The 13,622-nt window shown below is 71.6% G+C and carries 14 protein-coding genes and 1 tRNA gene; 5 read left to right on the plus strand and 10 right to left on the minus strand.

Translation table 11 applies throughout. The annotated features are described in order from the left end of the window. Positions 1 to 80 precede the first annotated feature (80 nt). On the plus strand, positions 81 to 1,862 hold the full coding sequence (gene pknB / locus VMI11_09800) for a Stk1 family PASTA domain-containing Ser/Thr kinase (GenBank protein ID HTY72701.1): 1,782 nt from the start codon (positions 81 to 83) through the stop codon (positions 1,860 to 1,862). 156 nt (positions 1,863 to 2,018) lie between these two features. On the opposite strand, the gene VMI11_09805 is transcribed toward pknB, so the two are convergent. From VMI11_09805 to VMI11_09815, 3 genes are read right to left on the minus strand one after another with little or no spacing between them, the layout of a single operon-like run. Next, positions 2,019 to 2,660, minus strand: a complete 642-nt coding sequence (locus tag VMI11_09805) for an aminodeoxychorismate/anthranilate synthase component II (protein ID HTY72702.1) — start codon at positions 2,658 to 2,660, stop codon at positions 2,019 to 2,021. Further along, positions 2,657 to 2,851, minus strand: coding sequence for a hypothetical protein (locus VMI11_09810; GenBank protein ID HTY72703.1), 195 nt, complete (start codon positions 2,849 to 2,851; stop codon positions 2,657 to 2,659). Before VMI11_09810 ends, VMI11_09805 begins: the two co-directional genes overlap by 4 nt. 7 nt (positions 2,852 to 2,858) lie before the next feature. Next, positions 2,859 to 3,677: a class E sortase gene (locus VMI11_09815; GenBank protein HTY72704.1), complete on the minus strand. Its 819-nt coding sequence runs from the start codon at positions 3,675 to 3,677 to the stop codon at positions 2,859 to 2,861. Between the two features lie 100 nt (positions 3,678 to 3,777). On the opposite strand from VMI11_09815, the gene crgA reads away from it, so the two are divergent. Next, entirely contained in the window at positions 3,778 to 4,032 is a 255-nt protein-coding gene (crgA, locus tag VMI11_09820) for a cell division protein CrgA (protein ID HTY72705.1), read from the plus strand. 71 nt (positions 4,033 to 4,103) lie between these two features. Here crgA and VMI11_09825 read toward each other — a convergent pair whose 3' ends face one another. The 3 genes from VMI11_09825 to VMI11_09835 form a co-directional block, all read right to left on the minus strand. After that, the gene (locus VMI11_09825) at positions 4,104 to 5,030 is read right to left on the minus strand and encodes a rhomboid family intramembrane serine protease (protein ID HTY72706.1); all 927 of its coding nucleotides are present in this window, start codon (positions 5,028 to 5,030) and stop codon (positions 4,104 to 4,106) included. Between the two features lie 5 nt (positions 5,031 to 5,035). Next, positions 5,036 to 5,563: a peptidylprolyl isomerase gene (locus VMI11_09830; GenBank protein HTY72707.1), complete on the minus strand. Its 528-nt coding sequence runs from the start codon at positions 5,561 to 5,563 to the stop codon at positions 5,036 to 5,038. Positions 5,564 to 5,624: 61 nt separating this feature from the next. Beyond that, positions 5,625 to 6,122: a hypothetical protein gene (locus tag VMI11_09835; GenBank protein HTY72708.1), complete on the minus strand. Its 498-nt coding sequence runs from the start codon at positions 6,120 to 6,122 to the stop codon at positions 5,625 to 5,627. A gap of 145 nt (positions 6,123 to 6,267) precedes the next feature. Between VMI11_09835 and VMI11_09840 the strand changes: the two genes are divergently transcribed. Further along, entirely contained in the window at positions 6,268 to 6,528 is a 261-nt protein-coding gene (locus VMI11_09840) for a hypothetical protein (GenBank protein ID HTY72709.1), read from the plus strand. Between the two features lie 41 nt (positions 6,529 to 6,569). Then, entirely contained in the window at positions 6,570 to 7,673 is a 1,104-nt protein-coding gene (locus tag VMI11_09845) for a mannosyltransferase family protein (protein HTY72710.1), read from the plus strand. An 84-nt stretch (positions 7,674 to 7,757) separates the two neighbouring features. Here VMI11_09845 and VMI11_09850 read toward each other — a convergent pair whose 3' ends face one another. Then, a complete protein-coding gene (locus tag VMI11_09850) occupies positions 7,758 to 8,654 on the minus strand; it encodes an undecaprenyl-diphosphate phosphatase (GenBank protein HTY72711.1) in 897 nt (298 codons plus the stop codon). Between the two features lie 297 nt (positions 8,655 to 8,951). Between VMI11_09850 and VMI11_09855 the strand changes: the two genes are divergently transcribed. Further along, positions 8,952 to 10,466 (plus strand): glycosyl hydrolase, encoded by a 1,515-nt coding sequence (locus VMI11_09855; protein HTY72712.1) that lies wholly within the window; start codon positions 8,952 to 8,954, stop codon positions 10,464 to 10,466. A 216-nt stretch (positions 10,467 to 10,682) separates the two neighbouring features. On the opposite strand, the gene VMI11_09860 is transcribed toward VMI11_09855, so the two are convergent. From VMI11_09860 to VMI11_09870, 3 genes are all read right to left on the minus strand, one after another. Next, a tRNA-Ala gene (locus tag VMI11_09860) sits at positions 10,683 to 10,755 on the minus strand. Between the two features lie 235 nt (positions 10,756 to 10,990). Continuing rightward, positions 10,991 to 12,370: a hypothetical protein gene (locus VMI11_09865; protein HTY72713.1), complete on the minus strand. Its 1,380-nt coding sequence runs from the start codon at positions 12,368 to 12,370 to the stop codon at positions 10,991 to 10,993. A 70-nt stretch (positions 12,371 to 12,440) separates the two neighbouring features. Next, positions 12,441 to 13,592: an Ig-like domain-containing protein gene (locus VMI11_09870; protein ID HTY72714.1), complete on the minus strand. Its 1,152-nt coding sequence runs from the start codon at positions 13,590 to 13,592 to the stop codon at positions 12,441 to 12,443. Positions 13,593 to 13,622: the final 30 nt, after the last annotated feature.

A 13,622-nucleotide genomic window follows, 5' to 3' on the forward strand; every position in this document is an offset into this window, starting at 1 on the left:
CGCTGGACCGAGCCACCCGAGGTCGGACCCGCTGTCCCGGTTGGGCCGAGGGGCGCGCGCTGCTCTGGGAGGATGCCGGGATGACCGACGGGACGATCAGCGGCGGGCCACGGGTCCTCGGCGGTCGCTACGAGCTCGGGGAGCTCCTCGGGCGGGGCGGGATGGCCGAGGTCCACGTGGGCCGCGACACCCGGCTCGGACGTACCGTGGCCATCAAGCTGCTGCGCAGCGACCTCGCTCGTGACCCCTCGTTCCAGTCGCGGTTCCGCCGCGAGGCCCAGTCTGCCGCGTCGCTGAACCACCCGAACATCGTCGCGGTCTACGACACCGGCGAGGAGCCGCTGCCGGACGGCGCCGGCGTGGGTCCGTACATCGTCATGGAGTACGTCCACGGGGAGACGCTGCGCGACGTCCTGCGCTCGGGCCGTCGCCTGCTGCCGGAGCGGGCGCTGGAGATCACCGAGGGACTGCTCGCCGCGTTGGACTACAGCCACCGGCACGGGATCATCCACCGAGATGTCAAGCCGGGCAACGTCATGCTCACCACGTCCGGCCAGGTCAAGGTGATGGACTTCGGCATCGCCCGCGCCGTGGCTGACAGCGCGGCGACGATGACCGCCACGTCCGGCGTGCTGGGCACCGCGCAGTACCTCTCGCCCGAGCAGGCGCGGGGGGAGACCGTGGACTCACGCAGCGACGTGTACTCCGCGGGCTGCCTGCTCTACGAGCTGCTGACCGGGCGCCCCCCGTTCACCGGCGACTCGCCGGTGTCGGTGGCCTACCAGCACGTCCGCGAGTACGCCGTCCCGCCCTCCCAGCTCGACGCCGACATCCCGCCCTCCTACGACGCGGTGGTCATGAAGGCGCTGGCCAAGGATCCCGCCGAACGCTACGCGACCGCCGCCGACATGGCCGCGGACCTGGAGCGGGCCAGGACGGGACAGCCGGTGCACGCCGCCGCGACCGGCGCCGCCGCGACGGCCACCACCGCTCCGGTCCCCGGGCTGGGCGTGGAGACCACCCAGCGGCTGCCACCGGTGGCCCCGGTCGCCGTCACCCCCCAGGAGGGGCCGCCCCCGCGGCGGCGAGTCGGCTGGTACGTCGTGCTGGGCATCGCGACCCTCGCCGTGCTGGTCGGCGCCGCCTGGCTGGCCGCGACCTTCTTCGGCGGGGGCAACGGCAACAAGGTCACCGTGCCGGACCTCTCGGGCCTGACGAAGGCGAGCGCCCAGTCAGCGCTGGAGAAGGCCGGGCTGACCCTCGACCCCAACATCGCCACCAAGACGAGCGACAAGCCCAAGGGGACCGTCATCGACCAGGACCCGGCGGCGGGTGACGAAGCGGCGAAGGCCTCCGCCGTCAGCATCACCGTCTCGGGCGGCCCGGCGAACGTCGCGGTCCCGGTGCTCGTCGGTCTCACGCAGCCGCAGGCGGAGCAGGCCCTGCTCGACGTCGGGCTCAAGCGCGGCAAGGTGACGCTGGTCAACGACAGCACCCAGCCCCAGGGCGTGGTCATCGACTCGAACCCGACGACCGGGACGTCAGTGGCGCCGGGCACCCCGGTCGACCTGAAGGTCTCCTCGGGCCTGATCACCGTGCCGGACGACCTCGTCGGCCAGACGGTGGACGCGGCGATCGTCGAGCTGACCAATGCCGGCTTCCAGACCAAGCGCCAGCCCCAGGTGAACGGCAGCGTGCCCGCCGGACAGGTGCTCGCGACCAACCCGGCGGGCGGGACCGAGCTCGCCAAGGGGAAGACCGTCCAGGTGATCTACGCCGTGGCCCCGTCGAGCAGCCCGCCGCCGGCCTCCTCCAGCCCACCACCGAGCGGGAGCGCCAGCCCGAGCCCCACCAAGTCCTGACCCAGCTCCGGCCCGGCCTCTGACGCAATGAACGCGGCGTTCAGTCGCACCTAGCGCACCAACGCCGCGTTCATTGCATCGCTGGGGGCACCCGGCGTGGGGCGAGCACCAGGGCGGGCGAGGGCCCCGGGGGTCAGCCCTGGACGAGGGCCGGGGTCAGCCGGCGTGGGCGACGACCGGGGCCAGGCCGACCGAACGTGCGATCGCGTCCGGGTCGCCGCAGACGGTCAGCCAGTTGGCGAGCAGCCGGTGCCCGCCCTCGGTGAGCACCGACTCCGGATGGAACTGGACCCCCTCGACGGCCAGGCTGCGGTGACGCAGGGCCATGATCACCCCACCCGGGGTCCGCGCGGTCACCTCGAGCTCGGCCGGCACCGTGGCCGGGTCCACCGCCAGGGAGTGGTAGCGCGTCGCGGTGAACGGGCTCGGCAGCCCCGCCAGGACGCCGGCCCCGGAGTGCTCGACCCGGCTGGTCTTGCCGTGCAGCAGCTCCGGGGCGCGCCCGACCGTGCCGCCGTACGCGACGGCGATGGCCTGGTGCCCGAGGCAGACGCCGAGGACGGGTACGCGCCCCGCCGCCGCCCGCACCATGTCGACACAGACCCCGGCCTGCTCCGGCGTGCCCGGTCCCGGGGACAGCAGCACCCCGTCGAAGCCGAGCGCCGCGGCGGCATCGACCTCGTCGTTGCGATGCACGACCGGTTCGGCGCCGAGTTGTGCGAGGTACTGCACGAGGTTGAACACGAAGCTGTCGTAGTTGTCGACCACGAGGATCCGCAGGGGCTGAGCCCGGCTCACTGCTGCCACCCCCTCACGACGTCCGCGGTCGAGGAGTGTGTCACGGTGACGTCGTTGAACGGCAGCCGCGGCTGGACCCAGGGGAAGACCACCCCGAAGAGCAGCGCCACGACGAGCCCGAGCAGCACCGCGCAGGCGAGGACCCGGGCCGGCCACGGACCGGGCAGGTGCCGCCACAACCACGGGTACACCCGCTCATCACCCCGTCACGTCGAGGCCGGGGGGCGGACCCTGGTCGGCCGGTCTGGTGGACACGAGGGTCCCGAAGACGATCCAGCGTTGGAAGGAGGCCCACCGGGGGTTGCACGTCGTGATCGTGAGCCGGGCCACGGTGGGGGTGACGCCCGGCCGGTCGGGCACGGGGAGCAGCACGGACAGGTCGTCGGGCGCGACGATCCGGTGCGAGGTGACCCGGTAGACGTACCAGGCCTGGACGGTCCGGACGTAGACGTAGCTGCCCACCGTGACCCGCGGGATGTTGGCCAGCGGCTGGCCGTTGGTCGCCCGGTGGCCGGCCACGGCGAAGTTGCCCACCTCGCCGGGGAGCTGGGTCTTCGGGTAGTGCCCGACCGTGCCCTTGAGGTCCGACAGCGCCACACCCTCCACGACCGCGCGGGCCCAGTGCCGACCGAGCGCGGGGATGTACATGATCGCGAACGGCTGCCCGCGCTTGACGGTCAACGAGACCGGACCCGCTGAGGGGCCGGACGAGGCGGGGCCGGTCGGGCCGCCGGCGCCTTCGGCGCCCGACACGCCTTGGCCGAAGCTGTGCTCGAGGCCCCGGCGAAGCGCGCTCTCGTGCCGGTCGGCGGTGACGTTGGTCCAGAACAGCTCGTAGACGGCGAACAGCAGCAGGACGCAGCCGAGGGTCACCAGCAGCTCGCCCAGCCCCCGGACCAGCGACCACCGGTCGAGCCGGGGCCCATCAGGGGCCGTCACCGGCGGCTCCGGCGTCGCCGCGGTGCCCACTGGCGGCTCCGGCGTCGCCGCGGTGCCCACCGGCGGCTCAGCAGCCACCCCCACCTCCGAGACGCCGAGCGACCGGGTCGCGCCGGTCGTCGCTTACGCTAACCGACGTCGTCCCGCGTGATCGCGGCCGCCACCGCCAGGAGTCCCCGTGCCCAAGTCGCGTACCCGCCGCAAGCAGGCCTACACGCCGCCGCCCCCGCCGAGCGCCGAGACCGCCCCGAAGGTCCGCCGCTGGATCGCGCCCTTCATGGTGACGATGTTCCTCATCGGCCTGGTCTACCTGGTCGTCTGGTACCTGAGCCAGGGGAACCTGCCGATCATGGACGCCCTCGGGCCCTGGAACGTCGCCGTGGGCTTCGGCTTCATCCTCGTGGGGTTCGTGGCGTCCACCCAGTGGCGCTGACCACGTTCCCGGGGCCCGCCCTCCACAGTGGGGACAACCCCTGTGGAGGAATCCCAACCGTGTAACTTCGCTCAGAGCCCCGACACGTCGGTCTGGAGCAGCTTGAGGCAGGTCGACACCTGCTGGATGCACGCCTGCTGGCGGGGGTCCTGGCGCAGCGTCGCGGTGCGCCCCGCCACCAGGCCGAGGGAGACCACGACGAGGACCGCGGTCGTCGCGACAGCGACCTGGGTGCGCCAGCGGCGCGGCGCGTAGGCGAAGGCGAGGGTCAGCAGCACGCCGGCGACCAGCCCGCCGACATGGGCGTGCCAATCGATGGTGGGGATGGCGAAGGTCAGGGCGAGGTTGATGACGATGAGGGCCAACGCCGGCCGGGGGTCGTACCCGAGCCGCCGGTAGAGGACAGCGAGGGCGCCGAAGACGCCGAAGATCGCCCCGCTGGCGCCGACCGAGTAGCCGCCACCGAAGGCATACGACAGCGAGCTGCCGGCCAGCGCCGACACGAGGTAGAGGGTCAGGAAGCGCCAGCGGCCGAGCCAGACCTCCACCTGCTGGCCCACCAGCCACAGGGCGTACATGTTGAAAGCGACGTGCAGGATCGAGCCGTGGACGAGCGTGACCGTGATGAGCCGGTACCACTCCCCGGCGGCGACCGCGAAGTTCACCAGGGCGAGCTGCCGGGTCACCTCACCGCTGAGCACCTGCAGCACGAAGACGCCGACGGTGACGTAGACGATGGTCCGAGTGACCACGCCCGGCCGCGACCCGACCCGACCGCCGGCCAGGGTACGGGCCTCGCGCACGCTCGCCCGCCCGTCGCGGATGCACTCGGGGCACTGGAAGCCGACCGCCGCCGAGGTCATGCAGTCCGGGCAGATCGGCCGGTCGCATCGGGCACAGCGGACGTAGGTCTCGCGCCCGGGGTGCCGGTAGCAGGTCGGGACGCCCGCCTGCGGACCGTCCCGGGCCGGGCCGTCTGGTCCGAGGGGCTGGGTCATCGACCTCAGGCGCGTCGCTCGACCGTCACCGACTCCAGGACGACGTCCTGGGCCGGGCGGTCCCCGCGGCTCGTCGGGGTCTTGGCGATGCCGTCGACGACCGACCGGCCGGCCGCGTCCGTGACCTCACCGAAGATCGTGTGCTTGCGGTTGAGCCACGGCGTCGGCGCCACCGTGATGAAGAACTGAGAGCCGTTGGTACCGGGGCCGGCGTTGGCCATGGCCAGCAGGTAGGGGCGGTCGAAGACCAGCTCCGGGTGGATCTCGTCGGCGAAGCGGTACCCCGGGCCGCCCGTACCCGTCCCCAGCGGGTCGCCGCCCTGGATCATGAAGCCGTCGATGACCCGGTGGAAGACCGTCCCGTCGTAGAGGCGCGCGTGGGTCTTCTGGCCGGTCCTCGGGTCGGTCCACTCCCGCTCCCCGGTAGCCAGCTCCACGAAGTTGCGCACCGTCTTGGGTGCCTGGTTCTCGAACAGCTCGACCTCGATCGGGCCGTGGTTGGTCTGCAGGGTGGCGATGAGGCGCTCGGCCATGCCAGGGCTCGCTTCCGAGAGTGAGGTCTCGACGGGCGGGCCCGCCGAAGGGCGTGGCCTCCTAGCCTAAATCCCCCGGAAGGGCCGCTCGCGCGCGGCGCAGGGCCACAGCGGTCGCCGCCAGGGCCGCGGCGCACAGGACGACGACGGTGCCGGCCTCCCGCGCCTGTCCCGAGTAGTCGGTCCCGATGCCGGAGGAGTCGTCGGCCGCGGTCAGGCGCAGCCCCATGAGCCGCCACTCCAGGACGCACGCCACGAGGATCAGCACCCACACGACGGGCGTCCAGCGCGTGCCGCGGCCCCGCTCGGCGAAGACGGCCAGCAGCACCAGCGTGGCGACGGCGAGCACGGCGAGGTCGATGAGGGCGAGCAGCCCGCCCACGTACGACACCGGCTGCGTGTCGGTGAGCCGTCCCGCCTGCAGCGCCCGCAGCTTGGTGGCATCGCGGGTGAGGAGTACGGCCTGGGTCGCCGAGACGGCGGCGGCCGCGCCGAGGAAGGCGAAGGCCGCCACGTCGATGCCGACCCCGTGGACGGTGTGGTGTCGCCGCTGGTGCACGTCCCCACCCCCTGCCGTGCCCCCGCCGGTGCCATCCTGCCGTAACCATCCCGTGATGTGCACGCCCGCGGGCGCCCCGGAAGATCGCCCACTCGCAACCTGGTGGTCACCGGGTCGTCGCACGCCGCGGCTAGCGTCCGCGGTGATGCACCACGCCGTCGCCGCCGAGGCCGAGCTCGGCCTTCGCCCGGGCGTGCGCGGGGGCCGGATCGCCGATGTTGGGGACCTCGTCCCCATCGGGGTCCAGCACGCCGTCGCGCTGGCCGACCTGGACCGGACGCTGTGCGGGCGCGACGTCGAACGGCCCCTCTCGAGGTTCGTCGAGCTCCGCTTCGCGGACGTCCCGGATGGCCAGCGCTGCCCGACCTGCGTGGCGACGATCACCGGAGCGGGTTCCCCCTCCTGAGCCGTACCCATGGGTAGGCATGGCATCGTTCGCGCGTGCGGATGATCAGAGGCGTCGAGGAGTGGCGGTCGGTCGCCCTGGTGCTGTGCAGCAGGGTCATCGTCCTGGGCTTCCTGCTCCTGTCCGCGTTCACCGACGTCCGCGGCACCCGGCACTACGTGCCGTTCCTGCCGCGCCTGGTCCACTGGGACGCGTTCCACTACCTCGGGATCGCCAAGTTCGGGTACGGCCTCGCGATGGCGAGCGACCACCCGAGCGCCGCGTTCTTCCCCGGCTTCCCGGCGACCATCCGGGTCGTTCACTTCCTGGGCGTCGACTACGTCATCTCGGGCGTGATCATCAGCCTCGTCGGGACGCTGGTCGCCGCGGTGGCCCTGGCCCGCATCGCCGCCCTGGACGGCCACCCCGAGGACGGGCCCTGGGCCGTCGCGTTCCTGCTGCTCGCCCCCGCCGCGGTCTTCCTCGCCGTCCCCTACACCGAGGGGCTGTTCCTCGGACTGGCGCTGCCGGCATGGCTGTTCGCCCGGCGGCGGGAGTGGTGGTGGGCCGGGATCTTGTGCGGGGTGTCGATGTTCGTCCGCGTCGACGGGCTGTTCCTGCTGACCGCCCTGGTCGTGGAGTGGCTGACCAAGGACCGGCCGCGCCGGTTGGCCGACGCGGCGTGGCTGTCCATCCCGATCGGGGCGGCGGTGGCCCTCGAGGTCTTCTACGTATGGCTCACTGGCGAGGTGCTGGGCTGGCTGCACGCCGAGCAGATCGGTTGGCACCGCTCCTTCGCCTGGCCGTGGCGCACCGCCCACAACACCATCCCGCTGGTCTTCCCCAGGCACGGCTTCGTCTGGACCCAGCTGTCCTCGGGTCTCGACCTGATCGCGCTGGTGGTCGCCGTGGTCGTCACGGTCGTGCTGTGCCGCGAGCGCCGCTGGGGTGAGGCGGTGCTGGTCGGGCTGCCCTTCGTCATGCTGTCGACCTCGACCCGGCTGTGGTCGCTGGACCGCGCGACGCTGCTCGCCTGGCCGATCTTCCTGCTCCTCGCCCGTCTCGCCCGCCGGCACGAGTGGATCACGTGGAGCTATGTGACGGTGGGCCTGTGCCTGGGCGCGGTCGTCATGATGGGCTACGCCTCGGGTGCCTGGGTCGGCTGAGCCCGTCGCACCGCGACCGAGCCGACGTGTGAGGCGTACGTGGGTCCAACGACCGATGAGCGCCTAACACATCGCGGAACTGCATCAGGCGAAGTGGATGATCGAGATCCCGCCGAAGACCAGTGAGTAGACGGCGAAGGGGATCAGCGTCCCGGTCTTGAAGAAGCGCACCAGCCACGACGCGGCGAGGTAGGCGGCGGCGAAGGCGGCGATGCTGCCGGCGAGCACCTCGCCGCGGATGCCGTTCCCGAGCGGACCGAACAGGTCCGGGATCTTCACCACGCCGGCGGCCAGGATGACCGGGGTCGCGAGCAGGAAGGCGAAGCGCACCGCCTGCTCGTGGTCGAGCCCGCGGAACAGCCCGCCCACCATCGAGATGCCGGAGCGGCTGATCCCCGCGAGCAGCGCCCCCGCCTGGGCGAAGCCGATGACCGTCGCGTCGAGCGGCCTGATCTGCGTCGCGATGTCGACGTCGACCTCGGCGCCGGGTTCGGCGCCGGGTCCCTCGTAGGGCCTGGCCACCTTGCGCCGCATGCGCTCCCCGAGCAGCAGGATCAGGCCGTTGAGGACGAGGAAGCAGGCGGCTGCCAGCGGCTTGGCGAACAGCACGCGCAGCGGGTGCTCGAGCAGGATGCCGAGGGCTCCGACGGGGACCGTCGCGATGACGATGAGCCACGACAGCCGTTCGTAGGGCTCGGCCATGCTGCGGCGACGCAGGGAGGACACGAACCCGCGCACGATGGCGTACCAGTCGCGGCGGAACAGGACCAGCAGCGCGAGCGCAGTCGCCACGTGCAGGCCGACGATGAAGGCCAGGTACGGCGACTCGGCGCTCGACTGCTCGGTGACCAACGACTTCCAGCTGCCGCCGAGCCAGGCCGGGACGAGCACGGAGTGTCCGAGGCTCGAGATCGGGAAGAGCTCGGTGACACCTTGCAGTAGCCCGATGACGATCGCCTGCAGGTAGGTCAGGGACATCAGGTGGGTGCTCGACCTTCCGTTCGACCTGCACGTATCTGCGCGGGCCAGCATGCACCTGGATGAACCTGCTGGACCTGCCCGGCGAAGGGGCCAACGAAGGTTAGGGCCTGCCGCTGTGGGGTTTCTGGGAAACGGGGGGCGCGTCACCCATCCGGTGGCTGCACGCCCGATGACGCTCGGGTGAACACCCTTGACCCGCCCTGGCGAGCCCGCGAGCCGCCGCTCTTTGATGACCGTGCGGTCCGGATTCGACCGCCTGACCAGCACGTTTCGCCCGGGTCGCCAGTCGGAGGGGTCGTGGAACGAGCCGACGTACGTCGGCGCCGCCTGTGGTCGGCCCTCGCGGTGGCGTCGGTCGCCGCCGGCCTGGCGGTCGGCACGTCCGCGGCCTCCTGGGCCCTCCCCGCTGGCGGCGTACCGGCCACAACGCCATCGGCAACGGGCACCGTCGTCGCCTCGGACTCACCCGGGGTGAGCTGGCCGAGCGGGGCGTACTGCGGCTCACCGGACCCGGGCTGCGTCGACTCCTTCGCCACTTGGCGGGGCCGTCCGGTGACGGCGACGACGACCTTCAGCGGCGTCACGACCTGGGCAGCCCTGGAGGGACCCAACTCCTGGCTCGCCAGCTGGTCGCGAAACCCCTACCGCTCGGCGCTCGACGTGACGGTGCCGATGCTGCCGAACGCGGGCGATGCCTCCGACCCGACACCGACGCTGGCCGAGGAGGCGAGCGGGGACTACGACGTCTACTTCGAGGTCCTCGCACGAAGGCTCCTCGGTGCGGGCATGGGCTCGGTGACGATCCGGCTCGGCCACGAGCTCAACGGGACCTGGTACTCCTGGACGGCCCGACCCGATCCCGGGCTGTACGCCGCGGCGTTCCGCGACGTGGTCACGGCGATGCGGTCCGTCCCCGGGACGCACTTCACCTTCGACTGGAACATCGCGGTCGGCGCCAGTCCCGGGTTCGACGCCACAGCCGCCTATCCGGGGGACGCCTACGTCGACACGATCGGGCAGGACGTCTACGACGACTCGTGGGGACAGGCACTCACCCCGCAAGCGCGCTGGGCCAAGCTGGTCAACCCGGGCGGAGCCGTGTCCCAGGGTCTGGCGTTCTGGGCCGACTTCGCGGCCAAGCACGGCAAGCCGCTCTCCTTCGCCGAGTGGGGCCTGGTCGGCGACGGCTCGCCGATGGCCGGCGGCGGTGCCGGCGGCGACGACCCCTACTTCATCGCCCAGATGCACGCGTGGTTCGCCTCGCACGACGTGGCGTACGAGGTGTACTTCAACCGCAACCCGACCGACGGCACGCACCGCATCGACAGCGGCCAGTTCCCCCAGGCGGGGGCCACCTACCAGCAGCTGTTCGGCGGATCCGCCACCGCGTCGCCCACGCCGTCCACCACCACCCCACCGTCGGCCACCGCCTCACCAGCCGCATCCAGCGCAGCTTCCGCGGCGACATCCGACGACCCGTCGTGCGCACCGGACCTGCTGGTCGCGACCAGCCCGTCTCGCTCAGGGGGCGTTCCGCTGTGCGGCAGTACCGTGCACGGCACGGTGTACGTCTTCGCCACCGACGCGACAGCCACTGCAGCCAGCTTCTTCGTCGACAACCCCAACCGCGCTGCCGCGCCGACCACCCTCGACCTGAACGCGCCCTACGACCTCATGGGGACGGCCGCCGACGGCAGCGCCAAGCCCTGGGACCTCTCCGCTCTTCCGGCCGGGACGCACACCGTGACCGTGCTCCTCGCGTCGGGATCGGGCACGAGCGTCCAGACCGCGACCTTCACGGTCACGCCGTGACACCCCGCTACATGTGGCGTCGCGGCCGGCGACCGGCGTCCTGGCACCGGACTCGTGCGGCGCGACGCTCAGTCGAGGACCGGTCGATGGGTCCTGGCTGGCGAGCGCCGGTCAACCAGCTGGCGACCGACGCGAGCACTGGTACGCCGACGCCGATCGTTTGCGAGGGTCCGGAGCGAGACCACGCGCTCGGCCCCCTCGCCGCGCGATCGCTCGTGGAGCCAGGGAGACTCGAACTCCCGACATCTGCCTTGCAAAGGCAGCGCTCTACCAACTGAGCTATGGCCCCGACTCCGGCACGGGTGGCGTCGTGCCCGCACAGTCTAGGCGACGCACTCTCGGACCCTGCCGACCTACCACCAGGACCTGTTGTTAGGCGTTGGTCGGTCGATAGGCCGACCAACGCCTAACAAGTCGGCGCACTCCGGGCAACGCGCCTCGGGGTCCGCGGGCTCACCGCACCGTGCGGGCCCAGCCCACCCTGCAGAATCACCGCACCCTGCAGGCTCAGGTCACCTGAAGGCTCAGCTCACGGTGAAGACGATGGTCCCGTCGTAGGTCCCCTCGACGGTGTTCGTGGGTGCGTCGACCGTCAGCGTGCCGACCGCCTGGACGGTTCCGTCGCCGCCGCCGGCCGTGGCGGCGAACACGTGCGTGCCCTTGGCTCCTGACGTGCCGCTGCCCGCTCCGGGCTGGATCCCCGACAGCGCCGGGGTGTCGGTGAACGTGACGTGGCTGGCCGGGTTGGACGACGACAGCTCCGTCCAACCGGTGAAGCCGACGTTCTGGCCGTCGATGACGTTCACCGTGCCCGCAGGGGCAGGGGTCGAGGTCACCAGGTCAGAGGCGTCGAGGGTCGCGGTCCAGTCCGGGTCGCCCGCCAGCGTGCTCGTGATGGTCAACGGCGCGTCACCGAGCGCCGGGAAGCGGGCCGAGCTCGACAGCCTTGTCGCGTCGGCGTCGAGCTGCATCGGCGGCAGCACGTACGGGTGGGTCGACGTGTACGGCGTCGTGATCGTCAGGAACCCCGGGTCGACCGCGACCTGGATGCTCTGCGTGTCGGAGCACGAGCCGCCGTCCGGATAGGTCCACATGTCGCCCGGGCAGCTGGCCTCGTCGAGGTGGAACGACACGGGGGCGCTCTCGGCATCCCCTGATCCGAACGATCCCGTACCTGTGAAGTACGCCCACACGGTGTGGTCGCCGGCGGCCCCCGAACCGCCGCCCAGCACGCTGGTCATCAGCGTGTACGTGCCCGAGCCGTCGGAGGTCACCTCGCCGGGGATCGGCGTCGACGACCCGTTGTCATAGAAGGTGATGCTGCCCTGCGCGTCGGCCGGGGTGACGGTCGCGCGCAGGATCTGGCTGCTGTAGGCCGCGTTTCCGCTCGTCGGGTCGCGCGCGAGAGAGATGGACACGTTGGTCGAGAAGCCGTTGTCGGCCGCGGCCGAGCTCCAGTGGGTCGAGCTCGAGAAGGTCAGCCTCGTGGTGAACGAGGCGACCGTGACCAGGCTGGCGGAGACCGTGCACGCGACGCTCACCTGGTAGGCCCCGCGCTGGAAGGTGGTCCCGAGTGAGGTGGCGAACGCCGCGAACGACATCCCCGCGGCGACGTCGAACCCAGCCGTTGCCGACAGCCCGGCATCCGACGCCGACCACACCGAGCCGGCGGACGGCAAGCCCGGACCAGTGAGGCTCAGCACCCAGGAGTCGGCCGGGGCCGGACAGCCCGCGGAGGTCAGGAACGTCGGGACCGCCGTCACGTCGCCCGCCGACGGGGTCACGCTCAGCGTGCCGGGCTTCGGGTCCGCGTTGGCACGCACTGGGCCGCCGACGAGGAGACCTAGCATGGTCGCGAGGGCCAGCACGAGGCTCGGCACCCCGCGTCGCAGGCGTCGGTCCATGCTGGGTCTCACTGGAGAAGGCCCCCGTCGTGCCGACCTCGCATCGACACGACGGGGAGTCCGGGAGCGATCACGTCGCCGTGACGGTGATCGTCTTCTTGGCGGTCTTCACCGTCGTCGAGCCGGCGTAGGTGGCCGTGATCGAGTGCTTGCCCTTCTTGAGCTTGGACAGGGTGTAGGTCGCCTTGCCCTTGCTCAGCGTCAGCGTCTTCAGCGTCTTCGTGCCGTCCTTGATCGTCACGCGACCCGTGGGCACAACGCCGGTCGCGGTCACGGTGATCGTGAGCTTGTCCTTGGCCGTGTGGCTCACGCTGCTGTGCGCCGCCTTGAGGCTCACCTTGCCGGTCGCCTTGACCACGGTCAGCGTGTACGTGGCCGTGCCCGCGAGGACCAAGCTGTCACCGCCGTAGCTGACCGTCAGGCTGTGCTTCTTGACGCTCAGCGTCTTGGGCAGCGACACCTTCGCGCTGCCCTTCGACAGCGTCGCGCTGCCGAGACTCTTGGTGCCCTCCTTGACCGTCACCGTTCCCGTCGGCGTCGTCCCGGTGGCGGTGACCTTGACCGACAGAGCACGCGCAGAGCCGTACGCCGGCTTCGTCGGCGATGCGCTCACCGTGAGCTTCGGCGCCACCAGGGTGGTCGTGGGGTAGATCTGCGTCCACGTGCCCGCCGTGGTGTCGACCTGGATGTCGGCGGTGAAGTACGAGCCCGACGGCGGCTGGCCGATCCCTGACGTCCACACCCGCAGCTGATAGACGTTCGCGTAGCCCGCAGTGGTGTCGGTGTTCGGCTGTGCGCCGATGACCGACTGCAGGCTGCCGTCGGTCGGACCCAAGGTCACCACCGGGTTGGTGAAGCTGTTGATCGGCGCCGGCGCGGAGGCGTTGGGGTACTTGGTGGACGCCGACAGGGACGAGACCAGCCACTGGCCGGTGGGCTTCGCGTGGTCCGGCGTCGCCATGGCCAGCGTCGCCTTGATGTCGCCCTTGCGCCCCGGTGCCGACGCGCTCACGTAGGAGACGAACGGGACGTCGCTCAGCTTGCCGGACGTCACCTGCGCACCGGTGGAGTCGAACAGCGTCAGGGTGCCGAGCCCCTGCACGTCCGGCTCCCACGGGGGAGAGGAGTCGGCGACTGCGGGCGAGAACGTCAGGCCGGCGAGGCACAGCGCCGCGGCCAGCACCGCGATCGAGCCGGTGAGCACCCATCGAAGAAGCTTCACGACGTCTCCTCGTCGCCAGCCACGGTCACC

The organism is Actinomycetes bacterium (assembly GCA_035506535.1).
Taxonomy (GTDB): domain Bacteria; phylum Actinomycetota; class Actinomycetes; order DATJPE01; family DATJPE01; genus DATJPE01.

Coding starts and splice junctions, on each gene's coding strand:
- pknB (HTY72701.1), top strand. CDS start 81: ATGACCGACGGGACGATCAGCGGCGGGCCACGGGTCCTCGGCGGTCGC.
- VMI11_09825 (HTY72706.1), bottom strand. CDS start 5,030: ATGACCCAGCCCCTCGGACCAGACGGCCCGGCCCGGGACGGTCCGCAG.
- VMI11_09830 (HTY72707.1), bottom strand. CDS start 5,563: ATGGCCGAGCGCCTCATCGCCACCCTGCAGACCAACCACGGCCCGATC.
- VMI11_09840 (HTY72709.1), top strand. CDS start 6,268: ATGCACCACGCCGTCGCCGCCGAGGCCGAGCTCGGCCTTCGCCCGGGC.
- VMI11_09845 (HTY72710.1), top strand. CDS start 6,570: ATGATCAGAGGCGTCGAGGAGTGGCGGTCGGTCGCCCTGGTGCTGTGC.
- VMI11_09865 (HTY72713.1), bottom strand. CDS start 12,370: ATGGACCGACGCCTGCGACGCGGGGTGCCGAGCCTCGTGCTGGCCCTC.